Genomic DNA, 25,231 nt, shown 5'->3' on the forward strand with positions numbered 1-25,231 from the left:
GTTGACTATTAATTGGGTGTTGGCTGTTTATCAGGGTAGGGTGGGTATTAATGAAAGTAGTGTGCGAAACAGACAGATTAATTATCAGGCACCTTCAGCTTAAAGACGCTACATTTATTATTAGATTGTTAAATGAAGCGTCTTTTATTCGTTATATAGCTGATAAAAATGTGCGCACGAAAATGGACGCAGAAAACTATCTCTTGAATGGTCCTCTTGATAGTTATAAGGCTTTTGGCTATGGTCTTAATCTCGTTGTATTAAAAAAAACGGGCACGCCAATAGGTATGTGTGGCTTGTTGAAAAGAACAGAGCTTGAACATCCTGACATTGGCTATGCTTTTTTATCAGAATATTGTGGAATGGGTTATGCGTATGAAGCGGCTCTATCAATACTAAATGATGCAGTTACAACTCACTCTTTGCAGACAATATTAGCGGTAACATCTCCCGATAACGTAAATTCAATCACGTTATTAAATAAAGCTGGATTTAATTCCTTAGGGGTAATGGAATTATATGGCGCAAAAAATAATATATATGAATACCGATCACAATAATATTAATAAGATATTCGGCATGAAAATACAGTAGCTATATTCGCTCTATAACATGCTTGCCAATCTATTTTACTGGCAATATTTATTGTTAGCAAAAAGCTAGATGAGAGATTCAATGAAAATGCGGGTAATTAACGACTTTATACTTAATAAATATTTACTTTTTTATATTTTATATTCACTTCAATAATCTAGTTTTAAGCATGTTAAGTTGTATTGCTTTAACATTCACTTTACTCAGGTGTTAATTAAGTCTGAAATATACAGAGTTCTAGGTTATTTATTGATATGGGATCATGTGATAAGTAACTAATAAAATATACCTTTTGGCTTTTGCAAATATATTTTTAATTGTTAAATAAATATCGAGGAGCTTGCACTAAATATTGATCTAAGTTGTATTGTTTTATCAAAGGGGGTAATTTCATTTTGATTATTTATGCTATTCATAATAAGCTGACTCAGCCTCACTATTCAGACTGATGACTAGCTAATATTTTCAATGTAGTTATGGCGAATAATTCAACATTGTTGATGTTGTTTATCTCAAAGGAAGGCGATTGTAATTAATTGCGCTCTCGCATAAAGCGCTTTGTTTACAATTAACCGCAAAGTATCACAATGTCGCTCACACGTTTTGTGAAATTTTTGTGCAGATTTTTACGTGATGGATGATTATCCATACGGGCTTATAAATGGACAAGTTAGGGTTGGTTTCTCTCTGTTTACTATGTTAACCAATTGCTTTTTGTCACTTAAGGTGGCTATTTATTATTGCACCTTAAATTAAGCCAAAAATATATATTTATACTTAACCATGGAAAGAGACGTAATGAAATTAGAATCAATAGCGTTACACGAAGGCTACAAATCAGAAGATACAACGAAAGCAGCTGCAGTTCCTATATACCAAACAACTTCTTATACCTTTGATGATACTCAGCACGGTGCCGATTTATTTGACTTGAAAGTGCAGGGCAACATTTACACACGTATTATGAACCCAACAACTGATGTATTGGAAAAACGGATCGCTGCAATGGAAGGCGGTATAGGCTCAGTTTGTGTTGCGTCTGGTATGGCTGCAATTACTTATGCACTACAGTGTATTTGTGAAACGGGTGATAATATTGTTAGTACCAGTGAGCTTTATGGCGGTACCTATAATTTATTCGCTCATGCCTTACCTAAGCAAGGTATTGAGTCTCGTATGGTAAAACATGATAATTTTGAAGGGTTTGAGCAATCAATTGATGCTAAAACGAAAGCAATTTTTTGTGAGTCTATTGGCAACCCTGCCGGTAACGTCGTTGATATTTCTCGCCTATCAGAGATTGCTCATAAACATGGTGTACCGCTAATCGTAGATAATACTGTTGCGACGCCCTACTTGTGTCGTCCATTTGAGTTAGGTGCTGATATTGTTGTGCATTCACTCACGAAGTACATTGGTGGTCATGGAACATCCATTGGTGGTGTTATTATTGATTCGGGTAAGTTTGACTGGGTAGCCAATAAAGAGCGTTTCCCTGTATTGAATGAACCAGATCCAGCCTATCACGGTGTGGTATACACCGAAGCGTTAGGTGCTGCAGCTTACATAGGTCGATGTCGAGTTGGCCCATTAAGAAACACGGGCGCGGCAATATCACCAACGAATTCTTTCCAGATTTTACAGGGCCTTGAAACTCTTGGTCTACGTATGGATCGTCATTGTGACAATGCTGAAAAGCTGGCTGCGTATCTACAACAGCATGATAAAGTTGAATGGGTAAACTATGCTGCATTACCAGAAAGCCCTTACCGCGCAAACTGTGAAAAAATCACCTCAGGTAAAGCTTCCGGTATTTTAAGCTTTGGTATTGCAGGTGGACTTGAATCAGGCACTAAATTTATTGATGCCTTACAAATGATTTTACGCCTTGTGAACATAGGTGATGCAAAGTCTCTCGCTTGTCATCCAGCCTCTACTACGCATAGACAGTTAAATGAGAAAGAACTTGCGGCCGCAGGTGTCAGTGCTGATTTGATCAGAATATCTGTTGGTATCGAACACATTGACGATATCATTGCAGATGTTAGCCAAGCGTTAGATAAAGTATAGCAACGAGTAATAATGACGCGTTAACGCGTCATTATTGTGCGTTTGACTATTCGTTGATGATTGTTAAAAGTGGTTCTATTCAATGAACCTTAAAGATAGGTATCTCGGGACTTCACTGATTATTTGGCTTGTTGCCACGGTTGAATCACTTGGTGGTCTAGCTGGCTATTGGTCTATTACAGGCAACGAACGTTTCGTTATTTTGTTTATTGAAAGCGCAGTGCTTGTTGCGCTTCTGGCAAATTGTTATGCCATAAAGAATTGGGTATATCGTCACTCTAAAGAAACGTCACATCGGGTTTTTGCTTGGGTTACGCTTGTCGCTTTAGTTTTGTGCGTTTGTGGGGACGTTGTCAATTTTAATTTACCGCAGACATATTATCGCTATGGTGGCATTGTAAAACATGATTACCTTGCTGATTCAGTCACCTATTTTGCTCCAGGCTATGCTTTATTTTTATCCCTTGCCTGCTGGTTGGTTATTGCCAATGGTATCAAACCTAAAACTCTGCTTATTTGGCTAGTCATTTCATCAATAGTAGGTTCGGCCTCTTTTTATTCGATGCATTTACCAGGTACCGGAACATTCGTTTCTCTTATAACGGGTAGTTATGCTGTGCTCATTACGCTTGTTGGTGCAAGTGGTTTCATCTTAGTAACTGAGCTGCGTAACGAAATGAAACGATGTAATGTTTGGCTTATTGCTATAGGGCTTGTCTTAGCTGCGGTTGCTGATGGCATTATTGGTCAATTTTGGATTTACGGTAATGGTGGGGAAGGCTTCTTTCCTACAGCAAAATACATTAATTGGTCACTGTATATCGGCTCTCAATGTTTGCTAATACATATAGCTCGTCTCGCCGTGTTGAATAAAAAGGAAATGGCAAATTACCTACGCTAACAATAATTGTTAACCGTGATTATTGCGCGTGAATGTTATTGTAGCGAACAATGGTGAAATAGGTAATTACTCTATGGTATTGTTAGTACTATAAGTTACTGCTGTTACTAGGGATGAGTAATGTTAACAGCTAAAGTAACAATGATAATAGGTGATCTGTATCAAGCTGTTCACCATAGCAAATGATTTTAACCCATGCATTGGGTGTTATAGCGTATACCGCTTTTCGGTATAGTTATATTTTAACGAGGAGAGAGGCAATGTTTAGTCATATTATGATTGGCGCGAATGATATACAAGAATCAAAGGTTTTCTATGACGCTATTCTTGGTGAAATGGGATACGAAGCCGGTGTAATTGATGAGAAAGGTCGCTGCTTTTATTTTACTGACAGTGGTGTTTTTGCATTGACTAAACCTATTGATGGCAAGCCAGCCTGTAATGGAAATGGCACTACAATTGGTTTTGCAGCTAAAACGCCTGCTATCGCAGATGCTTGGCATGCAGCTGGTGTTGCAAACGGTGGAACCACTTGTGAGGATCTTCCTGGAGTTCGTGAAGGGGCAATAGGTAAACTCTATCTTGCCTATTTACGTGATCCGTCAGATAACAAAATTTGTGCGCTTCACCGTATAGGCTAACGGTCGATACTTACATAATATAGCTGCGTTTCTCGGTAATGATTAAATTTTGTTGCTTGCCGTGAACGTGAGCTATCGATCATATTTTATATTGCAACAAACCATTGAAAAGTTAATACTCTTTATTTGAACTCTTGGCCACATGTCAGTATATCCTGACCTTAGCCACTAGCCCATCTCTAGAACAATTGTACTTCCTCATATGTAAAGAGTGCGTTATTATACGCAAATATACAGCTCATCAATTATGTAAAAATCTCCCCTCATAAGTAGGCTAATTTAGCTCTACTACCTACTTGACAACACTATTCTACCCATTAACTTGGCTGATCTTTTATTTGGAGTTTCTCTTCATGAAGAGTATTGATTTATTTGTAAAAAACTGGGGAAGTAAACAAGCTATGCTCCCCCTTGAAAAACAGGATATTGAAGCGTTAGAAACAGAGTTAACGGCTGTTTTACCCGACTCATATAAATACCTGATATCTACTTATGGATTGGTTCATACACCCAACGTAATGACTAAAACCGTTGATTTAAATGTTGAAGTATCAGATGTTCGAGACTTTTTAAGCCTAGATGATGTCTTATCATTGTCAAAGTTATATGAAATGAGTGGCATGCCAAAAGGGCATATACTATTTGCTTCTGATTGCGACGGCAATATGTTTTGTTTCAAACTTGCCGAGTGTCAACATAAGCAAACTAATGTTCCTGTATGGTTTTATAATCATGCTTTATGCACTATTGAAAAGGTGTCTAATTCTTTTAGTGATTGGTTAGCACAGTTTAATCCCCTTGAAGAGGGATAATAATTTTCAATGAAAAATTTACTTTAGTTAAAAATGGTTTGTCAGCTTTTTAAAGCCTTGTTTCGCGTGTTAATCTGATGCCTTATGGCGATTCAAAGTGTAAATTAGCTTTATTAATATAGTGAGAGTAGAGTGAAAAAAAATAATGTTGAAGCTGAAATTAGCTTCCGGTTTTTGAGCTTAGATAAGTTTCAAGCGTATTCTTTAGTTCGTGAAATTTCAGGTTCAACACATGAAAAATACAGTGAAAGCGAGTGTTTTATCGCCTGCGTACCGTTAACAACGCAGAACTTTGAGGATATAAATGATTATTTCATTCGTCAACGAATTGAGATAGCAGCATGTGATATTTTGATTTCTGCAAACGTTGACTCAAGGTCGGGGCTTGTTGAGGCTCCAGTGATAGTCAACCGTATGCTCAAATATATTGACTGTAAGTTAACTTTTTCTTTTACTGCAGCGTAAATCTGCTGTAACAACTCGTGAAATCGCCACATATAGCGTATGCTAGCCGTCATTAAAAATTTTGTTGCTGTTTATGACTATTAACGTAAAAAACATTCCAATTTCTGACGTCACTTGTGCAACATGTCAGGCATGTTGCTGTAGCTTAGAAGTCATGCTTCTAAGCGATACAGGGGTTCCTGATCGACATGTCTATGTGGATGAGCATGGTAAAGAAACTATGCTTCGCTTTGAGGATGGTTGGTGCTCGGCATTAGATCGAGATACGCTGCTGTGTAGCATTTACGAGAACAGACCTTGGGTATGTCGAATATTTGAGATGGGTTCTACTGAATGTATTGAAGAACGACAAGATAAAATGTAACCGCCAGAACTTAGCGAATAAATTTACCGGCCCACAGTGACACTGTACACATTCATTTCCTTAATGACACCCTTAGTGTATACAATAATAGTATGATCTGAGTCGTACTTGCCTTTTTACTCAGTTTTTTTCACGGTACAATAGGGGCAGTTGATTTTTCGAGATTCTTTTTGCAGTAGTTTGTTGTGACTGTCTACAAGGCAGAGCCTTTGTCATGTGGTTGTTCCACATAAAAAGGCGATAACGCCGTAAAAATGTCAAACAAACGCTGTCCGAAAGATTCGGCTAAAAGCGTCTTACTCATTGTTGAGTAGTCTTTGCTTAGAGTGACTAGGCTACACACTACTCGCCGCGATTAAAACGCTTTTGTCTCGAACAAAATTTAACCGCGAAAGGCCAACAGACCCTAGTAAAAACAAGTGGATGAATACCACTTGTTTGTTTTCTGGATGCTTTTTGCATCACCAGCTAACCCTATAAGAGCAAATAATTTCATGAATCCATATACAGATATTGCCGATTTAATTGCAAACCTAGAGTCAGAGATTAAAGCTCTTTCACAAACTATTGAGACCTTGAAGCAAGAACCTCAGGGGTTAAATGAGGAAATAATCTATAAATATATTGATACGGCAAGTACCGGTAAAACAAAAGATTATGTAAGATCGTTGGGGGTAAAATCTGAGAGAGGTTCACTGTTCTCATCAGGTGACGTTAGCAAATTAATTAAAAATGGTGCTGACGATGTCTCTCCTAAGTTACTTGCAATAGCACGTGACGTGGTTAACATGAAAAAGAATAAACGCTAGTACGGTTACTCGGTAAACATCTAATTTAAATTCCCTCTTTTACTTACATTACGGTAGGCTTCACTCTATGAAAAAACGTTTAACTTCAGTGATATCAACACTGATCCTAGCTTCACTCAGTTTTACCCCTGTGCAAGCACAGAGCAAATCAGATAACTTTTCAGCAGTACAATTATCACATGTAAAAGAAATAAAAAGACAAGCACTTCAAAGCAATCTTGCTTGGGATTTAGTTGAGTCTCTAACGACTGAAGTAGGGCCAAGAATGCCAGGTACACCGGGCGATGAAGCAGGTGTTGCATGGGCAGTTGCTAAGTTTAAATCAATGGGCTTTGACAAAGTATGGACTGAGCCTGCTACGTTTCCTAAATGGATCCGTTATTCTGAATCAGCCTCAGTTGTTAGCCCTTCACCACAGACCCTACACATAACAGCATTAGGTAACAGTATTAGTACACCTAAAGAGGGGATTGAAGCTCAAGTAATTGAATTTGAAAACTTAGCTGAATTAGAAAGTGCTCCTGATCATGTCGCTAAAGGCAAAATCGTTTTTATTAACTACCGTATGGATCGTGATAGAGATGGCAACGGTTACGGTCCAGCAGTTAAGGCCCGTAGTCGTGGTGCAGTAGTAGCCGCACAAAAAGGGGCGGTGGGTTATGTGATGCGTTCAGTAAGTACAGCCACTCATAGGTTTGCTCATACAGGCGGGAGTCACTATAAAGAAGGGGTAACCAAAATTGTTTCATCAGCCATCTCTAATGCAGATGCTGATCAATTGCACCGCTTAGTGGCTTTAGGTAACCCAGTTACCATTAATATTAATGTGCAGGCAAAATCAATGGGTGAGGGCACTTCATACAACGTTATTGGCGAATTTACCGGTAGTGAATTTCCGAAAGAACATGTCCTTATTGGTGGCCATTTAGATTCTTGGGATCTTGGTACTGGTGCACTAGATGATGGCGCAGGCATAGCAATAACAATGGCTGCGGCAAAATTTGCTACGTTAAAAGGCCGACCTAAGCGTAGTATTCGAGTAGTATTATTTGCTGCAGAAGAATTCGGTTTATGGGGCGCTAAAGCATACGCAAAAGCCAATGAAAAAACGCTTTCAAATATTGTTGCAGCGGCGGAGTCTGACTTTGGCGCAGATAAAATCTGGGCGTTTGAGTCAAATGTACATGAAAGTTCGCTACCTTTGGTTAATGAAATTGCTGCTATGCTGAAACCGCTAAATGTTGAGTATATTGCTAACAACGCAGCACGAAATGGACCTGATCTTATTCCGCTTAGACCGTTTAAGGTGCCCGCGTTTGCTTTGTCGCAAGACGGTACGGATTATTTCGATTACCACCATACTGCAGATGATACCTTAGATAAGGTAGACCCTGAAAAGTTACGCCACAATGTAGCAAGTTACGCCATTTTCGCTTACATGGCAGCTAATGCTAATACACGGATTATTGGTAAGTAATAGAAAAACGCTGATGTAAAAAGCATCTGTTAAGTTATTTAAAAAGCACTGGGCAATTACTCGGTGCTTTTTTATTTCCGTTATAAAATATCAAACTATCGAACTTGCTTAACAGCCGTGTTAACTTGTAGATAAAGTTGAGTATTGCAAGGGGATTTCATTGCTAGTCGGTTATAAAATTAGTTCACAAAGTAGTGATATGAATTTGTCTGTTATTCATGGTTATTTGTCGCAGTCCTATTGGGCAAAAAACATTCCAATAAATACTCTGGAAACAGCCATTAATAACTCTTTATGTTTTGGGGTTTTTACTGACGATGGTAAGCAAGTTGCGTTTGCTCGTATGATTACTGATACGGCAACATTTGCCTATTTAGCTGATGTTTTTGTACTGGAAGAGCATAGGGGGAAAGGGATAAGTAAATATTTGATGCAAAATATTATAGAACACCCAAAGTTGCAAGGTATTCGCCGGATGGCATTGGCTACAAGTGATGCTCATGGTTTATATCAACAATTTGGTTTTACTGCACTTAGTTCACCAGACTCTTTTATGGAATTGCATCAACCAGATGTTTATAACAGTTCTCGTTAATGCTTTTCGTTTGCGGATCAATAAAGTAAGTGTTTAAAAGGTCATTAAATATACTCTGACCTGCTTAATTAGTCTTTATTAAAAGTATAAGGTCTTACACAAGAGCAGTTTCACTTCATTTTATCTGTTATTCTACTCGTTTTTACACTCTCAGCTTAGGTTTTACTATTATATGAACCGTACACTTCTTCCGACACTTGTTGGCGTATTTACTAGTTTGTTTGTTATTTGGTTGCTACATACCCTGTTAGTGGTAGATGATTGCTTAGATCACGGTGGCTCTTTTGATTATTCCTCTGCTAAATGCTTACTTGAAGGTGGCGACGTTTATACCTCTAATATAGAAAATTTTGTACTTGTACTTTATTTCGTTGTTGGTTTTGGTGTTTCGTTTTTAGTGTCTACGCTCATTAGAAAGTTTTTTAAGAACAAAGAGTAAACTTTTGCATACCCCATAACATGAATTAGCTATCATACAGCCTAAACTATTCTCTTTTTAACATTAGCGGATTAGTGGCTATAGAAACTTAATGCGGTCGATCTAACCGTTTGTATGCTGTAAACTTTTACGCTGACATTATTTTAAAATCACATATTCAAGGATTGAACATGATCAAAACCAAGATAGCTTCAGTATTCTTAGTCTCTTTTTTAGCCGGGTGTAGTAGTCTTTTATCTGACTCCTCTCATATTTCAACAGGTGACTCCTTTGAAGCCACTAAGGTTTCAGAGATTAAAATATACTTCGAACTGCCCAAGCAAGCCTATACTGTTATTGGTTTAGTCGAATCACATGGTACTGGGTTAACACAAGCGAAAGAAAAGGAACGTGCGTTACAAGCCCTTAAAGTTGAAGCAGCCAGTATTGGCGCACATGGCGTGATAATTACTAATTCAAGTATGAAAAAATTATCAGGTTTTGATGGTGAGCCCGCGGGTGAAGAAAATATCATCAATGGCAAAGCTATTCGATTTAACTAAAGTAGCGCTAAATCTTTCTAAAAGCAGTTAATTACGGTTATTCTCTACTTAGTCAACAGCTCAAAAATTAATTCAAGTTATTGATAATAAATAACAATGATATAAAAAATAACATTTCAATGAAATTCTAGACAATATTTTACAAAATAAAAATTGGTGTGATCAGGTCTATTAAGCTAGACACATTTACTAATTTCTGGAATTTCCTTTGCTACGAAGTTTTGCAATTCAAGCCGTTATCTTTTTAGTTGCTTTTCAGCTGTTATCTTTTTTAAGAGAAACCAGTATGTTAGCAACCGATACACCACTGACGGAAGCCGTTACTGCCACGCAGGGTCTAGATATAGATAAAATCCCAACCTTGATGGGAGATACCGTCTCATTAAACGCTCAAGGCAAAACCACCATATTGTACTTTTTTGCCCCTTGGTGTCAGGTTTGTCATGCCAGTATCGGTAACTTACAAGCCTTATTTCAAAAAAATGAAAATATAGATGTAGTTGCCGTCGCAATGGACTATACCGGTGCGAAAGAAGTCATGGGTTTTACTAGCCAACATCAGTTAACTTTTCCTATTGCTTTAGGTAATGAAGCCATTAAGCATGCTTTTGAAATTACTGGATATCCGAGTTATTACGTTTTAAATGAAGATAATGTGATTATTGGTAAATCTATGGGATATTCTTCAGAGTTAGGGCTGTATTTGCGATCATTATAAAAAAAATTTAGTGCGATCTGTATAGTGATCTTCAAATTGTTTGTGTACACTGTCTTATTCAATTATTCATTGGTTTAAAACCAAACAATCTAAGAAATAATTATTATGCAAATTACTGACAATTTTGACAGCGGTAACATTCGAGTTATTGATGCATCTGATGCAAGCAATATTCAACTAGAAATAAAAAAAGACAATCAGTCTGATTTTTATCAATGGTTTCACTTTAAGCTGCAAACTGACCTTAGTGCTAATGGCGATCGTCTAGAGCATGTTATGCATTTAAACAATGCAGGTAAAGCAGCTTACGTTGAAGGTTGGGAAGATTACCAAGCCGTTGCTTCTTATGATCGTGAACACTGGTTCCGTGTACCTACCCAATATGATGGTGAAAAACTTACTATCACATTAACACCTGAATACGATTCAGTATATTTTGCTTACTTTGCACCATACAGTTACGAACGTCATCAAGACTTGATTCATAATGCGCAAATGCACCTTGATTGTCAGTTGCAAGTATTAGGTCAAACACTTGATGGCCGTGATATGACATTGCTAAAAATTGGTGAAGAAGGCGAAGGTAAACGTAAAATTTGGATCACTGCTCGCCAACACCCTGGGGAGACAATGGCAGAATGGTTTGTTGAAGGAATGTTAGACCGCTTACTTGATGAAGATGACGGTGTTGCCCGTGCTTTATTAAACAAAACCGTATTCTATGTGGTGCCCAACATGAACCCTGATGGTAGTGCTCGAGGCCACCTACGTACTAACGCTGTAGGTGCAAACTTAAATCGTGAGTGGTTAGAGCCAACCATGGAGCGTAGCCCAGAAGTCTTTTTGGTACGTGAAAAAATGTTAGCTACTGGCGTGGATATGTTCCTTGACGTTCATGGTGACGAAGCGCTGCCAGTTAACTTTGTTGCAGGGTGTGAAGGTGTTGTTGCCTATGATGCCCGTCATAAAGCACTTGAAGATAAATTTAAAGAAATCATGATTGCTATCACACCTGAATTTCAAGATGATCGTGGTTATGATAAAGATGAACCAGGTAAAGCCAACCCTACCGTTGGTACAAACTGGGTTGGCAATCAATTTAAGTGTTTAGCTTATACTATTGAAATGCCATTTAAAGATAATGATTTATTACCTGATTACAGCGTGGGTTGGTCTGATGAACGCAGTAGTTTACTCGGCAGAGACTTTTTAACTGGTGTATATCATATGGTAGATGATTTACGTTAGTTTTGAGTTGAGCACTGTATAAGCTAATTCATACATTAAAAGCACTGAGTGATTTTGGTCACCATTGTGCTTTTTTGTTTATGACGTTTATACAGTTTTCAACTAAGTATGAGTTAAAAAAACAAAAGAAAAAATAAGAATAATAACAAGCAACAGGAGTTAACTGTGGAAGAATTAGTCAATACTATTAACGGCGTCATTTGGAGCCCAGCCCTTATATATTTGTGTTTAGGTACGGGGTTATTTTTTACTGTCGTGACGCGCTTTGTTCAATTACGTCATTTTAGGGAAATGTTTCGTTTATTACTTTCAGGTAAAAGTTCAGACCAGGGTATTTCATCGTTTCAAGCATTAGCTGTTTCATTATCAGGACGTGTAGGTACTGGTAATATTGCAGGTGTTGCTGCAGCAATCGGTTTTGGTGGCCCCGGTGCTGTTTTTTGGATGTGGATTGTCGCATTTTTTGGTGCTGCGACGGCTTATATAGAATCAACCAACGCACAAATATATAAAGAAGAAGAAGACGGTGTTTATCGTGGTGGTCCAGCATATTACATCGAAAAAGCCATGGGGCAAAAGTGGTATGCATGGATTTTTGCAATATCAACAATTTTGGCGTGTGGTGTATTATTACCTGTCGTTCAATCTAATGGTATTGGTGATTCATTGGTTAATGTTTTTGGTAATGGTGGCACAGTTACTTCATTTTTAGGAGACTTACCATTAACTAAAGTTTATGCAGCAACAATGATTGTATTAATTCTAGGGTTTATCATCTTTGGTGGTGTAAAACGTATTGCTCACTTCACACAAATTGTTGTGCCATTTATGGCGTTGGCCTATATCATCATTGCTTGTGTTATTATCGCTTTGCACATTGATATTTTACCTGCGATATTCATGTCAATTATCTCAGATGCCTTTACGCCTATGGCTGGTTTTGGTGCCGCAATAGGTTGGGGTGTAAAACGTGGTGTTTATTCAAATGAAGCTGGTCAAGGTACTGGACCTCATGCTGCAGCCGCTGCAGAAGTTGAACATCCTGCACAACAAGGTTTAGTGCAAGCATTCTCTGTTTATATTGATACCTTATTTGTTTGTTCTGCTACTGCGTTTATGATTTTAATTACTAAGTCTTATAATGTAATGCCTGAAGGCAGCAGTGTTTTGTTAGTGCAAAACCTTGCTGCTGATGTTGTGATCAGTGGCCCTGCATTTACGCAGATTGCCGTAGATAGCGTATTGTCAGGTTTCGGTAAACCATTTATCGCTCTAGCCTTATTTTTCTTTGCCTTTACTACAGTACTTGCTTACTATTTCATCGCAGAAAACAATGTTTCGTATATCAATAGAACCATTAAAATTCCAGCATTACGATTTGTGTTAAAAGTCATTCTCATGGCAGCTGTCTTTTATGGCACAGTCGCACAACCAAGTGCAGCTTGGGGCATGGGTGATATTGGTGTTGGTTTGATGGCTTGGCTTAATATCATTGGCATTATCATTATCTTCTTTATGGCAAAACCTGCTGTAAAAGCATTAAAAGATTATGAAGCTCAGCAAAAAGCAGGCGTAACAAAATTCACTTTTGACCCTAAATCATTAGGCATTAAAAATGCTGATTTTTGGGAAGAACGCTTCGCGAAAGAAAACTCACAAGCAAGTAAATCAATAAACAAAAATACTGCAGATTAATAATTCACAGTGATTAACAAAAGCCGTTCATGATGAACGGCTTTTTTATTGGTACTTTTAATAAAATGAACCAACTTGAAGCAACTGTTCGTTTACGGTTAGTTCAATAATTTGCTACGGTATTCAAGAGGGGAAAGATGCGTTTGTTTTTTAAAAGCCCGGGCAAATGTACTGGGAGAGCTGTAACCAAGTTGGTAGGTTATTTCAGTAATTGATATATTTTTGCTCGCTAATTTTTGCTTGGCTAACATTAGGCGGACTGAGGTGAGGAGGGCTAAAAATGATTGCTTCTCAACACTCAGTTTTCTTTGCAAAGTACGTTTACTCATATGTAATTTATAGGCAATGACATCTTCTGTTGGACAGCCTAAAGGTAATAGCTCATTTATCATTTTAATGACTTTATTACTTGTTTCGCCATTATTCATTGAAGCAAGTTGTTTATTAATAAACACTTCGTTCATTTCGACTAACTCTGTATCATGAGTAGGTAGTGTTTCAGTGAGCAGCGCTTTAGAAAAAGCGATACCATTGACTGCTTGATCACCATAAACAGGGCACTGAAAATACTCTTCATAGGTTGTGTTATTCTCCGCTATGGGGAATTTAAAATATACACCTTTAGCAGGGATGTTTTTACCTGCAGCCAATCGAAACATTTTTAAGAAAAAACCAAGGCCTAGTTCAATAGCACAAGGGTGGGTTTTAATGATATCGTTGTAAGTTAATCGCCGTTGATATTCAATTAATACTTCTTGCCCGTCGCCATTATCACGCTCTGTTAATTCAATTTGCATCGCGGTATTAATCAACTGGCTACTAGCAATAAAACGTTTTAATCCTTCTTCTAAATTTGCACTAGCAAGCCAAGCCATACCGATACTCTTTAAGTAAGCCGGTTGAAATAAAGAAGCGGCAACTAAACCAAGTTCATTATTCTGGGTTTCTCGTACAGCGATTTTCCATAATATTGCCATTTTTTCCATAGATACTCGCGTTTGAGCATCACTGGTAATATCAATATTAGCCGCTAAAAATATTGGGTCAGGCTCTACATCGTAAATAGAAAGTACTTGGGCAATGAGGCGTGGAATTGTTGACAGTGTAGTTTGGCTCATAAATTCTCTATTGAGTTATTTATAAAAAACAACCTTACGTTTTTATCAATAATCTGTGTTAGCGGGTATCCACAAGAGTAGATTGTCCTATTTTGCACAGAAAATGGCACAAGGTGTTCAGCGAGGTAAATTAAATTCTAGCATTATATACCCGTAAGCAATCAAAATGCAGAATTTCAGTGGGAAAATAAACCTCCTTATGCATTGAAAATAATTCATATATAAAGGCAAACAATGTTAGTAAAAATACATAAAACATTTTCTACTTTGAACAGTATTTTATTGGTTATTTTTTTGCTTAGTGGATGCATGAATATTACTGAGCAACAACAATCAGGATTTCTCAAAAACTATGATGGGTTTGAAGATGTTTATGATCCTGATTACACGAAAGTGTATCGAAGTGAAAATTTCACTATAGACATGATTGCAGATATGCAACGGGTAAAATTAGTGCCATTTGAAATGTGGATTACACCAAGAGATGACGCTAAGTTTACGCCTGAAGAGTTGAAAGAATTTTCACAATATTTTCATCAACAAATGACAGCGCGATTAACTGCAAATAACTACGAAGTGGTTGATTTTTTGGGCCCAAGAACGTTAATTATCCAAGGTGCTTTTTCAGGGGTGAAATTTGAAGAGCCAGCAATAATGCCAACAGACTTTGTTCCTTTTCGCATGGTAATGAATGCGGGGAATTTGGCATATTTGCAAATAGTTGATAAAAGTGATGTGACCACTAAGGTCTCAGTAGAAATTGAATTTTTAAAAGGCATTCGCCGTGAAAGGGTTCTTGCTGCAATTAGCACTAAATATGTTGATACAACTATTGCTAACTCAGGCGAAGATAATATAAAGGTGGTCAAAGAATTACTTGATATGTGGGCAGCAAAGTTTGTTGACCGTTTAGTTGAAATACGCGCGGATAAATATGATGGTGTGTAATACTAATCATCTATTATTCGTATAACTTTTCTAGGCGTAGTTTCTTGGGTCGTTGCTGTTTTTCATAACGTTGTAATAGTATCAGAACATATAAAAATAGTGCCGCTAGAACTTATCAATGCTTACTACAAAACTGCTATTTGATGGTGAGACGAGTAACGCATGATTAATCCACTTAAATAATTATTAATTCAATCTTGGTTATTTCTACTCGCTAGATTAGTGAAATAGCAAAATAGGTCAGGTATACTAAGCGACATTAATTCAGGCAGTCTTATTTTTTTTTATGCTAAAGTGCCTGCTTAAACGTTTAACTATCATTGTATGAGTATCTAAATGGCCGTTATCAATTGTCCGAGTTGTAAGAAAAAAATCTCTGATAAAGCAAAAACTTGTAATCATTGTAACCTTGATTTATCTGAACTCGACGCCGATAAACTTGCCAGCCTAAACCGTGTTAATTTAATCAATACAACACAACGCTTAATGAACTATTCTTTTATCGCCATGTTATTATTTTGTGGTGGATTCCTTTTTATGTTTTGGGAAGGTGTCGAGCCGGGCAGTTGGCAGCACAATCTTGCTATGGGCAGTACTATTATCGGATTTGTCATGTATATCGTCATCCGTGCCATGTTGCTGTTTACCAAACGCAAAGCAAAATAGTTTAATAATGCCATCATTGATATGCATAGAATAAAAATGTTTACCCTAATTTTCATACAACTTATACCTCGGAATTCTAATGGATGTAATCAAAACCATAGACGCAATGTCAAATGACATGTACTTACGCCTAAAATGTGCTGCCGAAACAGGAAAGTGGCCTGAAGGTACCGTTGTCGACGAAGCTCAACGTGCCACGGCATTACAATTAAGTATGGCTTATCAAGCGAGACATCTGAAAAATGATGAATTGCTCACTATCGGTCCAGATGGCCATGTAGTTGAAAAAAACAAACGTCAGTTAAAGTCTGAATTCTCTAGCTATAAAGCCGAAGAAGAATTGAAAAGCTGCACAAAACCAACACAAGCGGATATCGCTTATTTCAGTAACAATGAGCTGTAGCCCTGTATTCAAATCGCTCTTGTTATTCTCCAACTGAATGAATTAAAAAACTATGATCTTCTCCAAATTATTTAAAACAAAAATTAAATGGCAACACAAAGACGCTACCGTGCGCATTGCAGCGATTAATGATGAATTATCAGCTGATAACAGTGAACAACTTGCCATTTTGATGGACCTTATCAAGCAAGATAGCAGTGATTTAGTGCGTCGCGCAGCCTTAATCAAAGTAGGAACACTTGAGTGTTATCTAGCTGCAAGTCAGGATAATGATCAACCAAAAGTAAAGCAGTTTGCTAACAAACAAGTACACGATATTTTAACGACAGATCATAATGTTGTGATCAGCTCACAGCAAAAACAATCACTATTAGCCGAACAAGATACTTTATCACTATTAGGCACAGCATTATTAGAAGCATGGCTAGCTCATGAACAAGATAGCGCTATTATGATTTCCCTTTATCAACAAATCAGTGCGCGTAAAACCACAACGCATCTATTGACTCACAGCTTCAGTCAAAAGCAAGACCCAGAATTTCAAGCTTACATTATCAATCAAGTTGACGATGGCAAAGTGTTAGAAAAATTAAGTAAAAAAGCTTGTAATAAAGAATTAACGCAACAGATTCAAGACAAACTAAGTGCTATACAAACTGCCGTTGAGAAACCTCAAAAATTAGAAAAGCAAATACAATTAACATTAGCTAAATTACAAGCGCTAAAAGATGTGGGTGATTATGGTGTTTATAAAAACCGTAAAGCAACGCTAATTAATGATTGGCAACTACTTGCAACAGATTTGGATATTTTTCCGGAAGAAAAAAACTTAGCGTTTACAGAAAAATATCAAAGTATTATTGCGCATTTAGAAAAGTTGTTCATTGCCAAAGCTGAAAACTATCAACAACAAATCATTGCTGATAAGTTGGCCCATGATAAGCAGCAAGATAAAAAAGATTTTACACAACAGCTTAATCACATTAGTCAATCGATTACCACAGCCGTTTTTTCAAGTGACAAATTTGATGAGGAATCTTTCAAAGAGTTGTTGAAAACGTTAACAACCCGTATTAAAGCTTCTGTTCTTAATAAAGAGGAACAACAAGTGTTTATTGCGCAAGTTGTGCAATTAACTAAACGGTTGAATGAAATACCTGAAATAGCTGAATCGGTTAGTCAAGCGACTCATTTAATTTCAAAAATATCACAACTGACATTACCTAAATCATTAGATGAACTAAACGATCGTCAGCAAACCTATAATGATTGGTTAAAATCCTGGCGTGTTATTGAGCAGAAAACTGCTGGTATTTTACCTGAGTCGATTGTGCAAGCTCAAAAAGAAATAGTTTCAACGTGGCAGGGCGGATTAAAGTCGCTGCAAAGCCAGCAAAAAGAGTTGTTTTTTCAACACAAGAAAAAACTCCAAGACATAAAGCGTCTACTTAACAATGGCAAATACAAAGTTTGTTTTGGTTTATTTAAGGGGGTGAAAGAAAGTTTTCATCAGCTGTCTTCTCAGCAACATCAGCAATTACAACGTGATTTTGATCAAGTAAATGAAAAAATGATCGAGCTAAGCGATTGGGAACATTATATTGCGACACCCCGTAAGCAAGAACTGTTGTTAGCCATTCAAGAACTTGTTGATGCACCATTAGATAATCCAAATGAACAAGCAGCAAAAGTTAAAGCGTTTCGTAGCACTTGGAATTCATTAGGTCATGCAGATGAAGATATAGATAAGCAATTAAATGAGCAGTTTAACCAGCGATGCGAGCAAGCGTTTGCGCCTTGTCGTATATTCTATGCTGAACAAGATAAAATGCGTTTGCAGCATTTAGATCAACGTCAAAAAATAATTGCCAAAGCAGAGTTATATGCTGCGCAGCTTAATGATGAACAAGCATCAGATAAGCCAGATTTTAAACAACTTGATGCTCAGCTCAATAATCTGCAACAACAATGGAATAATGCGGGTGAAGTGGATCGTAATCAATACAAAAAATTGCAGTTGAAATTTAAAAATTCGATAGCACCGATTAAAACTGCCATAGGTATTTTTCATTCGAGTAATATTGCCGCAAAACAAGCGCTAATTGTTGAAGCTGAAGCTTTATTGGAAAATGAAGACATATTAGCAGCAATCGAAACGGCTAAGCAGTTGCAACAATCATGGCGCAAAGTTGGCTTTGCTGGCAATCATCAAGAAAATCAACTTTGGCAAAAATTTCGTCAAGTAAATGATGAGTTATTTGGTAAAAGGCAGCAATTTAAATCAGAGCAACAAGCGGTTTTATCGACTCAACAACAACTGTTTACTGACAAAGTCATTATTATTGAAGAGTCGTTAAACGCCGTTACGGTTGAGAATGATCAGCAAGTACTACAATCAATTGAACAGCAAGCTGAGGCATTATTAGCAGAAGTTATTGCAAATAGACCCGTAATTAAACCTGTGGTTAATCGCATTGAAAAAATTATTAAAAAAGTTGCTCAATTAATTCAAACTAAGACTGAAGCGAAAGAGCAACAAACTTGGTGTAATTTGTTTGAATTAATGTCTCTGAGTGCTCAAAACAGCCAAGACTTCGAAACATTGCAAACGTCAACGCTGTTTAATAGTATGTCTAGTTATTGGCAAAAACGTTTTCAAGAGCATGCAAAGTTAACAAAAGAAGCGCAAGCCGGTGTTCGCTTTGACAAAACATTAGAGATTGAAATTTTAGGTAAAAGCGATTCTCCTGCGGAGTTAGCTGAGCAGCGCATGAAAGTTCAAGTGCAATTAATGCAAGAACAAATGCTTTCAGGCTCTGACATCAATTTAAATAGGTTACTGGTTGATTGGTTGATGTTAGGCGCACTGGTTGAAAGTGATTTACCACTTATTGAGCGGTTAAAAGCCATTTATTGCTAATAGATAAATGGTGATAATAAGCCCTATAGCTAAATGAAAAATCAGTTTGTCTCTGCCCTAAGAGACACACTGATTTTTTTATTCTCCCAGATATAAAACTGGAGTATTACTATGAAAAAATACCTCACACTCTTGTTAATTTTACTATGCTATTCAGCAACCTCAGCTAATCTTTCTGAAAGAGAGCAACAAAGAAGCAGAATAGTTAAAGGAATATATCAACTTACAGATGGTGCATTGGCATTGTGCCCTAAACAAGATGCAGCTGCCTTTAGCAAAACACTGTCGTTATTTAAAAATAATTTTCCAGCAGTGATGGATTTAGTTAAGCGCTCGCCTTATCGCCCGGTAACCAAACAAAACAATGTCGAAGCTACTGCGGTATTAGCACAACAGTGTTTATTTAAACAAAGAATGCTTAATAACATGATGGTAACAGAGGAAGGTAAAAAAACTATGGCCAAAGCATTACAAACATTAACCGGTGCAATGAAGTAAGTGTTTGAATTCTATTAATGAATAATTTCGATTTGTGTGAAAAACCTAATGAGCAACCAAGCTCGTAAGTCGACGTATCATTATTGACCTAATCAACTATATTGCTCAAAAATTAACGGGCATATGCAATAATTCGAAACGCTAAACGGCTCAATAAATAAATCCTTCTGCTATTATTGCTTTCCTTCCTTAATGCTACCGCGTACTCTTACTGCTTGTTTTCAATATAAAAAAGGAGTGAAATATAGTATGTATCCATATTTTAAGTTAATCGCAACCCTATTGAGGGCCAAAAAGAGCCCTCAGCTCAACTTGGATGATAAAAGTGTGTTGAGTTGCCGTGCAGGATTAACTGATATTGATATTTTTGTTGAATTAAATAATGCACGTCATCTAACGTATATGGAATTTGGTCGTTGGGATTTTGCTCAACGCACTGGCTTACTTAGCCTGATGAGGCAAAACAAATGGGCTTTTGCCGTTGGTGGTGCAAGTGTGCGCTATCGAAGAAGGATCGCTTTTTGGAAAAAATTTACCGTCACTAGCCAAGTTATTTGTCATGATGGACGTTGGTTTTATTTTTTACAAGAAACTCATGCCGAAAACAAAATTTGTTCGTCAGCGTTAATTAAAGCTGCATTTACCTCAAAAAACGGATTAGTTCCTGCCACAGAAGTGTTAGCTGCCTACGGTAAACCAATACCCAACTTCGATGTTCCTGAGTGGGTTAATGCATGGATTGACGCTGAAAGTCAGCGACCTTGGCCGTAACTGCGATTATATTTACACAAAACTATATTCTCTATACAATCTAATTATCGTCAATAAAACAATTTGTTAGCCTAATTAAAATGAAATTTATTTTTGCCTTACTTTGTCCTTTTTTACTGTCGTCGTGTGTCTATTATGGTGTTCAACGTGACCTTGGGGGCAATCCATCAAAGCCATGTACGAAAGGCACTAGTAAGCAAAATACACAATGTAAAGCTGAAATAAAAGCGATCAATAATGAAATTAGAAACAAATCTAATGATTAGAGCAGTACAAGTAGAAGATGCTAACCGTATTAGTGCTATTTATAACCATTACATTGTACATACAGTTGTAACCTTTGAAGAAGAAGTTATAACGGCATCGGAGATAACCAAGCGTATCGGAAAAATTACTGCTGACGGTTTACCTTGGTTTGTTGCTGAAGATAGGGCTGGCAATATCCTAGGTTATGCCTACGCAGCTAAATGGCGTGATAGGTTTTCTTATCGGTTTTCAGTTGAAGTCACTGTTTATTTGGACCCTAAGTATATTTCAAAGGGTCTTGGCACGAAATTATATCAAGTATTATTTGACGAGCTCAAAGGTAAAAATATTCACAGTGCTATCGGTGGAATTACGCTGCCAAATGAAGGGAGTGTCGCTTTACATGAAAAATTCGGCATGATAAAAGTTGCACACTTTAACGAAGTCGGCTGGAAATTTAACCGTTGGTTAGATGTTGGTTATTGGCAAGTAACTATTTAGGGAATGGTTAAAGCGTAAAATACCCCTTTTGCAACAGGGTGCTTGCTTTTTGATAAGCCAATAGCAGTCTTTTTAAAAAGTTAACTAACAAATACCTAAAGCACAAAACTTGCTAGTAACAACAAACTCATTTGGCACATATCACTATTTACACTGGCAGCATAGCCTTACAATCCAACAGGTTTTATCGTTTTAACCGCATCCTACAATTTGTATTATCCAAGGTGATTCCCTTACATTTTTCGAGTGTTTATGATTAAGTAGGTGCCATTACAAATATTCACTTTAATTGAAACAAACGTCAAAGGTACGCATTTATGCCATCGAAAACCATGTTGTCAAAAAAACACTTACTTTCAGGTGTTGCGCTTAGCATTATGTTGGCTCTGCCAACCACTTTTGCACAATCACTTAAGGATAATGAAGCCTCGACAGAAGAAACTACGCCTAAATGGTCAGTTAACGCGCCACAAGGCAATTTCACTACAGCTGATATAGATGTACGCTCAGGAACTTGGATGAATGTTGATTTAAGTCCTGACGGCAAAACTCTTGTTTTTGATTTATTAGGTGATATTTACACTATGCCAGCTTCTGGCGGTGAAGCAACACCATTAATGACTGATATTGCTTGGCAAATGCAACCACGGTTTAGCCCTGACGGTAAATATATCGCCTTTACATCAGATGAAGATGGCGGTGACAACTTATGGATCATGAAAGCGGATGGAAGCGAAGCAAAAGCAGTAACAACCGAAACTTTCCGTTTATTAAACAGCCCAGCCTGGTCACCAGATGGGAACTATATTGTTGGCCGTAAACATTATACGGGCTCTCGGTCTTTAGGTGCTGGTGAAGTGTGGATGTATCATAAGTCGGGTGGTAATGGCGTAATGCTGACTAAACGCCCGAACGAACAGAAAGATTTAGGTGAGCCAGCTTTTTCACATGATGGTAAGTATGTTTACTTTTCACAAGATGCAACACCAGGTAAAACTTTTCATTATTCAAAAGATTCTGAAAAAGGTATTTATAAAATTAAGCGCCTTGAACTCGAAACGGGTGAAATTAAAATTGTGGTATCAGGGAAAGGTGGAGCAATAAGACCAACACTTTCACCTGATGGAAAATATTTAGCCTTTATTAGTCGTGATGATTTTCAATCAAATTTATATGTCTATAACCTTAAAAGCGGTGAACAAACCAAAGTTTATGATGGTTTAGAGCGCGATATGCAAGAAACGTGGGCCATTCACGGAGTATATCCTACCATGGCGTGGACACCTGATAGTGACGGTTTAGTATTTTGGTCTGGAGGGAAAATTAACAAATTATCACTAGAATCAAAAACCACTAAAGTGATTGACTTTCATGTTAAAACAACCAAGAAAATTCAAACCGCCGTACGTTTTCAGCAAGACTTAGATCAAACAAGCTTTGACACCAGAATGCTTCGTGATGTCAAAGTCTCACCTAACGGTAAACTCGTTGTCTATGAGTCAATGGGCCACCTTTACAGCAAGAGCCTTCCAAAGGGCAAGCCTAAACGCTTAACTAAACAAAAAAGTCAGTTTGAGTTAAACCCAAGTTTTTCGCGCGATGGTAAAAAGATAGTATATGTTAGCTGGGATGATGATAATTTAGGCCAAGTTCGTGTTGTCTCTAGTCGTGGTGGTAAAGGGAAAACCATTACCCGAGAACCAGGGAAATATGTTGAGCCGAGTTTTTCTCCTGATGGAAAAACCGTGGTTTACCGTAAAGTAAGTGGTGGTTTTATTACGGATCCTACCTGGGGTTTGAATCCGGGGGTATACGCTGTTTCGGCAAAAGGTGGCAAGGCAACTCTGGTGACTGAAGAGGGTATTCAACCCCACTTTGGTGCTCGAAATGATCGTATTTATGTAACCCGTGAGGGGGAAACACCACATATCTCACGCATAGATATTGATGGTCAGCATGATACCAAGTTATATCAAGGCAAGTTTGCTTCTGAGTATCGTATTTCGCCTGATGGTCAGTATCTAGCGTTTGCCGAACGCTTTAAAGTCTTTGTTACTCCCTTTGTTGAACGAGGTGATGTTATAGAGATTGGTCCTGAAGCTGAAAACTTGCCGGTAGAGCAGTTATCAATGCGAGCGGGTGAAGGCATCAATTGGAATGGTAAATCGAACGAACTTTATTGGAGTCTTGGGGCTGATTTATATCAAGCATCAATAAAAGGATTATTTGCCATTACTGCTAAAACCTCGAAGGAAGAAGAGGAAAAGTCAAAATCTAATACGAGTGCACCGACTGTTAACCATGACATAAATGTTATTAACTTAAGTTACAAACAAAAAGTTGATATTCCATCGGGTCATATCGCGTTTGTTGGCGGTAAAGTTATTACGATGGAGGGCGAGCAGGTTATTGATAATGGGGTTGTTATTGTTGAAGGTAATAAAATCAAATCGGTTGGCACTAAGGACCAAGTAGAGATCCCAAGTGATGCGACAATAATTGATATTACTGGCAAAACCGTGATGCCTGGTTTAATTGATGCGCATGCTCATGGTCCTCAAGGTAGCAATGAAATTATTCCACAACAAAACTGGAAAAATTATGCTGGTTTAGCGTTAGGTGTTACAACCATTCATGATCCATCTAATGATACCACTGAGTTTTTTGCTGCAAGTGAAATGCAAAAAGCCGGTAAAATTGTTGCTGCACGCTTATTCTCAACCGGCACTATTTTATATGGTGCCACTATCCCTGGGTATACCTCACATGTTGATAGTTTAGATGATGCAAAATTTCATGTTGAACGCTTAAAGGCGGCAGGGGCCTTTAGTGTGAAAAGCTACAACCAACCACGTCGAAATCAACGTCAACAGTTTATCCAAGCGGCACGTGAATTAGAAATGATGGTTGTGCCTGAAGGAGGCTCACTTTTACAGCACAACTTAACCATGGTTGTTGATGGCCATACAACACTAGAACACTCTATATCTACCGCTAAAGTGTATGCTGATATCAAACAGTTATGGTCACAATCTGCAATGGCTTACACACCAACGATGGGCGTAGCTTATGGGGGAATTTCCGGTGAAAACTACTGGTATGATACAACTGATGTATGGCAGCACCCACGTCTAAGTCAGTATGTACCGAGTGAATTTTTAGACCCTCGTTCTATGCGTCGCCCAAAAGCACCACTACATCATTACAATCACTTTAATGTCGCAAAAGTAGCTAAAGAAATGCAAGATTTAGGTGTAGAGGTTAATGCAGGGGGGCATGGTCAACGTGAAGGCTTAGCAATGCATTGGGAAATGTGGATGATGGCACAAGGTGGCATGTCGCCATTACAAGCTATTAGAACGGCAACGATATCACCAGCCAAATCACTTGGCTTAGATAAGGATTTAGGCTCATTAAGTGTCGGTAAACTGGCGGACATGATTGTTATTGACGGTGATATCACTAAAGATATTCGCCTTAGTGATAAAGTTAGCCACACCATGATCAACGGCCGTTTGTATAATGCAGATACGATGAATGAAATAGGTAATTACGATAATAAGCGTAAAAAATTCTATTTCGAAAAGAAGCTGTGAAGCAGCTAGCTTGTCCCCTAGCGAATAAGAGCTAACATAGCGCATATATCAGCCAGTAATAATCATTTACTGGCTTTTTTATAAGTAAAAATCCTAGTTAATCTATGGGGGATGTCATTTTAAATTAAAAACAGATCTTACCCTTTCATAGAACAATATCAGCCACCTTTTTAGCTCGAATCTTAACCGATACG

General features: G+C 37.7%; 24 protein-coding genes. 23 read left to right on the forward strand and 1 reads right to left on the reverse strand.

What is annotated here, in order from left to right; translation table 11 throughout:
• The first annotated feature begins 50 nt into the window (after positions 1 to 50).
• From ND2E_RS15475 to ND2E_RS15410, 15 genes are all read left to right on the forward strand, one after another.
• Complete coding sequence (locus tag ND2E_RS15475) at positions 51 to 560, forward strand: GNAT family N-acetyltransferase (RefSeq protein ID WP_033092962.1); 510 nt, start codon at positions 51 to 53, stop codon at positions 558 to 560.
• Positions 561 to 1,392: 832 nt separating this feature from the next.
• Entirely contained in the window at positions 1,393 to 2,664 is a 1,272-nt protein-coding gene (locus tag ND2E_RS15470; protein WP_033092963.1) for an O-acetylhomoserine aminocarboxypropyltransferase/cysteine synthase family protein, read from the forward strand.
• Positions 2,665 to 2,746: 82 nt separating this feature from the next.
• Complete coding sequence (locus tag ND2E_RS15465; protein WP_052056294.1) at positions 2,747 to 3,565, forward strand: lysoplasmalogenase family protein; 819 nt, start codon at positions 2,747 to 2,749, stop codon at positions 3,563 to 3,565.
• 260 nt (positions 3,566 to 3,825) lie between these two features.
• Positions 3,826 to 4,206 carry a VOC family protein gene (locus tag ND2E_RS15460; protein ID WP_033092964.1) on the forward strand — a complete coding sequence of 127 codons (381 nt, stop codon included), beginning with the start codon at positions 3,826 to 3,828 and terminating at the stop codon, positions 4,204 to 4,206.
• A 353-nt stretch (positions 4,207 to 4,559) separates the two neighbouring features.
• Complete coding sequence (locus ND2E_RS15455) at positions 4,560 to 5,018, forward strand: SMI1/KNR4 family protein (RefSeq protein ID WP_033092965.1); 459 nt, start codon at positions 4,560 to 4,562, stop codon at positions 5,016 to 5,018.
• Between the two features lie 132 nt (positions 5,019 to 5,150).
• Complete coding sequence (locus ND2E_RS22340; protein ID WP_052056296.1) at positions 5,151 to 5,483, forward strand: hypothetical protein; 333 nt, start codon at positions 5,151 to 5,153, stop codon at positions 5,481 to 5,483.
• 73 nt (positions 5,484 to 5,556) lie between these two features.
• Positions 5,557 to 5,847 (forward strand): YkgJ family cysteine cluster protein, encoded by a 291-nt coding sequence (locus tag ND2E_RS15450; protein ID WP_033092966.1) that lies wholly within the window; start codon positions 5,557 to 5,559, stop codon positions 5,845 to 5,847.
• 494 nt (positions 5,848 to 6,341) lie between these two features.
• Entirely contained in the window at positions 6,342 to 6,656 is a 315-nt protein-coding gene (locus ND2E_RS15445) for a hypothetical protein (protein ID WP_033092967.1), read from the forward strand.
• Positions 6,657 to 6,723: 67 nt separating this feature from the next.
• A complete protein-coding gene (locus tag ND2E_RS15440; protein ID WP_033092968.1) occupies positions 6,724 to 8,133 on the forward strand; it encodes a M28 family peptidase in 1,410 nt (469 codons plus the stop codon).
• A 199-nt stretch (positions 8,134 to 8,332) separates the two neighbouring features.
• Complete coding sequence (locus tag ND2E_RS15435) at positions 8,333 to 8,728, forward strand: GNAT family N-acetyltransferase (protein WP_395858404.1); 396 nt, start codon at positions 8,333 to 8,335, stop codon at positions 8,726 to 8,728.
• Between the two features lie 172 nt (positions 8,729 to 8,900).
• The gene (locus ND2E_RS15430) at positions 8,901 to 9,167 is read left to right on the forward strand and encodes a hypothetical protein (protein ID WP_033092970.1); all 267 of its coding nucleotides are present in this window, start codon (positions 8,901 to 8,903) and stop codon (positions 9,165 to 9,167) included.
• A 170-nt stretch (positions 9,168 to 9,337) separates the two neighbouring features.
• Positions 9,338 to 9,709 carry a hypothetical protein gene (locus ND2E_RS15425; RefSeq protein WP_033092971.1) on the forward strand — a complete coding sequence of 124 codons (372 nt, stop codon included), beginning with the start codon at positions 9,338 to 9,340 and terminating at the stop codon, positions 9,707 to 9,709.
• A 208-nt stretch (positions 9,710 to 9,917) separates the two neighbouring features.
• Positions 9,918 to 10,427, forward strand: a complete 510-nt coding sequence (locus ND2E_RS15420; protein WP_223303555.1) for a TlpA family protein disulfide reductase — start codon at positions 9,918 to 9,920, stop codon at positions 10,425 to 10,427.
• 105 nt (positions 10,428 to 10,532) lie between these two features.
• Positions 10,533 to 11,675, forward strand: a complete 1,143-nt coding sequence (locus tag ND2E_RS15415) for a M14 family metallopeptidase (protein WP_033092972.1) — start codon at positions 10,533 to 10,535, stop codon at positions 11,673 to 11,675.
• A 165-nt stretch (positions 11,676 to 11,840) separates the two neighbouring features.
• Positions 11,841 to 13,370 (forward strand): alanine/glycine:cation symporter family protein, encoded by a 1,530-nt coding sequence (locus ND2E_RS15410; protein ID WP_033092973.1) that lies wholly within the window; start codon positions 11,841 to 11,843, stop codon positions 13,368 to 13,370.
• Positions 13,371 to 13,468: 98 nt separating this feature from the next.
• Here the strand turns inward: ND2E_RS15410 and ND2E_RS15405 are convergent, their stop codons facing one another.
• Positions 13,469 to 14,488: an AraC family transcriptional regulator gene (locus ND2E_RS15405; RefSeq protein WP_033092974.1), complete on the reverse strand. Its 1,020-nt coding sequence runs from the start codon at positions 14,486 to 14,488 to the stop codon at positions 13,469 to 13,471.
• A gap of 309 nt (positions 14,489 to 14,797) precedes the next feature.
• Between ND2E_RS15405 and ND2E_RS15400 the strand changes: the two genes are divergently transcribed.
• The 8 genes from ND2E_RS15400 to ND2E_RS15365 all read left to right on the forward strand — a co-directional run bounded on the left by ND2E_RS15400 (position 14,798) and on the right by ND2E_RS15365 (position 25,037).
• Positions 14,798 to 15,436 carry a DUF3313 domain-containing protein gene (locus ND2E_RS15400; RefSeq protein ID WP_223303556.1) on the forward strand — a complete coding sequence of 213 codons (639 nt, stop codon included), beginning with the start codon at positions 14,798 to 14,800 and terminating at the stop codon, positions 15,434 to 15,436.
• Between the two features lie 336 nt (positions 15,437 to 15,772).
• The gene (locus ND2E_RS15395) at positions 15,773 to 16,102 is read left to right on the forward strand and encodes a Zn-ribbon protein (RefSeq protein WP_033092976.1); all 330 of its coding nucleotides are present in this window, start codon (positions 15,773 to 15,775) and stop codon (positions 16,100 to 16,102) included.
• 79 nt (positions 16,103 to 16,181) lie between these two features.
• Positions 16,182 to 16,505, forward strand: a complete 324-nt coding sequence (locus ND2E_RS15390) for a YeaC family protein (RefSeq protein WP_033092977.1) — start codon at positions 16,182 to 16,184, stop codon at positions 16,503 to 16,505.
• A 52-nt stretch (positions 16,506 to 16,557) separates the two neighbouring features.
• Complete coding sequence (locus ND2E_RS15385; protein ID WP_190277809.1) at positions 16,558 to 19,425, forward strand: DUF349 domain-containing protein; 2,868 nt, start codon at positions 16,558 to 16,560, stop codon at positions 19,423 to 19,425.
• 111 nt (positions 19,426 to 19,536) lie between these two features.
• Positions 19,537 to 19,923, forward strand: a complete 387-nt coding sequence (locus ND2E_RS15380) for a hypothetical protein (RefSeq protein ID WP_033092978.1) — start codon at positions 19,537 to 19,539, stop codon at positions 19,921 to 19,923.
• 249 nt (positions 19,924 to 20,172) lie between these two features.
• Positions 20,173 to 20,694 (forward strand): thioesterase family protein, encoded by a 522-nt coding sequence (locus tag ND2E_RS15375; protein ID WP_033092979.1) that lies wholly within the window; start codon positions 20,173 to 20,175, stop codon positions 20,692 to 20,694.
• A 237-nt stretch (positions 20,695 to 20,931) separates the two neighbouring features.
• A complete protein-coding gene (locus ND2E_RS15370) occupies positions 20,932 to 21,441 on the forward strand; it encodes a GNAT family N-acetyltransferase (RefSeq protein ID WP_081961985.1) in 510 nt (169 codons plus the stop codon).
• Positions 21,442 to 21,758: 317 nt separating this feature from the next.
• Positions 21,759 to 25,037 carry an amidohydrolase family protein gene (locus tag ND2E_RS15365; RefSeq protein ID WP_223303557.1) on the forward strand — a complete coding sequence of 1,093 codons (3,279 nt, stop codon included), beginning with the start codon at positions 21,759 to 21,761 and terminating at the stop codon, positions 25,035 to 25,037.
• Positions 25,038 to 25,231 lie beyond the last annotated feature (194 nt).

It is taken from the genome of Colwellia psychrerythraea (assembly GCF_000764225.1).
GTDB classification, from domain to species: domain Bacteria; phylum Pseudomonadota; class Gammaproteobacteria; order Enterobacterales; family Alteromonadaceae; genus Colwellia; species Colwellia psychrerythraea_D.

Coding starts and splice junctions, on each gene's coding strand:
- ND2E_RS15385 (WP_190277809.1), top strand. CDS start 16,558: ATGATCTTCTCCAAATTATTTAAAACAAAAATTAAATGGCAACACAAA.
- ND2E_RS15450 (WP_033092966.1), top strand. CDS start 5,557: ATGACTATTAACGTAAAAAACATTCCAATTTCTGACGTCACTTGTGCA.
- ND2E_RS15380 (WP_033092978.1), top strand. CDS start 19,537: ATGAAAAAATACCTCACACTCTTGTTAATTTTACTATGCTATTCAGCA.
- ND2E_RS15455 (WP_033092965.1), top strand. CDS start 4,560: ATGAAGAGTATTGATTTATTTGTAAAAAACTGGGGAAGTAAACAAGCT.
- ND2E_RS15365 (WP_223303557.1), top strand. CDS start 21,759: ATGCCATCGAAAACCATGTTGTCAAAAAAACACTTACTTTCAGGTGTT.
- ND2E_RS15435 (WP_395858404.1), top strand. CDS start 8,333: ATGAATTTGTCTGTTATTCATGGTTATTTGTCGCAGTCCTATTGGGCA.
- ND2E_RS15405 (WP_033092974.1), bottom strand. CDS start 14,488: ATGAGCCAAACTACACTGTCAACAATTCCACGCCTCATTGCCCAAGTA.
- ND2E_RS15445 (WP_033092967.1), top strand. CDS start 6,342: ATGAATCCATATACAGATATTGCCGATTTAATTGCAAACCTAGAGTCA.
- ND2E_RS15440 (WP_033092968.1), top strand. CDS start 6,724: ATGAAAAAACGTTTAACTTCAGTGATATCAACACTGATCCTAGCTTCA.
- ND2E_RS15400 (WP_223303556.1), top strand. CDS start 14,798: ATGAATATTACTGAGCAACAACAATCAGGATTTCTCAAAAACTATGAT.
- ND2E_RS15395 (WP_033092976.1), top strand. CDS start 15,773: ATGGCCGTTATCAATTGTCCGAGTTGTAAGAAAAAAATCTCTGATAAA.
- ND2E_RS15475 (WP_033092962.1), top strand. CDS start 51: ATGAAAGTAGTGTGCGAAACAGACAGATTAATTATCAGGCACCTTCAG.
- ND2E_RS15470 (WP_033092963.1), top strand. CDS start 1,393: ATGAAATTAGAATCAATAGCGTTACACGAAGGCTACAAATCAGAAGAT.
- ND2E_RS15430 (WP_033092970.1), top strand. CDS start 8,901: ATGAACCGTACACTTCTTCCGACACTTGTTGGCGTATTTACTAGTTTG.
- ND2E_RS15390 (WP_033092977.1), top strand. CDS start 16,182: ATGGATGTAATCAAAACCATAGACGCAATGTCAAATGACATGTACTTA.
- ND2E_RS15465 (WP_052056294.1), top strand. CDS start 2,747: ATGAACCTTAAAGATAGGTATCTCGGGACTTCACTGATTATTTGGCTT.
- ND2E_RS15460 (WP_033092964.1), top strand. CDS start 3,826: ATGTTTAGTCATATTATGATTGGCGCGAATGATATACAAGAATCAAAG.
- ND2E_RS15415 (WP_033092972.1), top strand. CDS start 10,533: ATGCAAATTACTGACAATTTTGACAGCGGTAACATTCGAGTTATTGAT.
- ND2E_RS15375 (WP_033092979.1), top strand. CDS start 20,173: ATGTATCCATATTTTAAGTTAATCGCAACCCTATTGAGGGCCAAAAAG.
- ND2E_RS15425 (WP_033092971.1), top strand. CDS start 9,338: ATGATCAAAACCAAGATAGCTTCAGTATTCTTAGTCTCTTTTTTAGCC.
- ND2E_RS15370 (WP_081961985.1), top strand. CDS start 20,932: ATGAAATTAGAAACAAATCTAATGATTAGAGCAGTACAAGTAGAAGAT.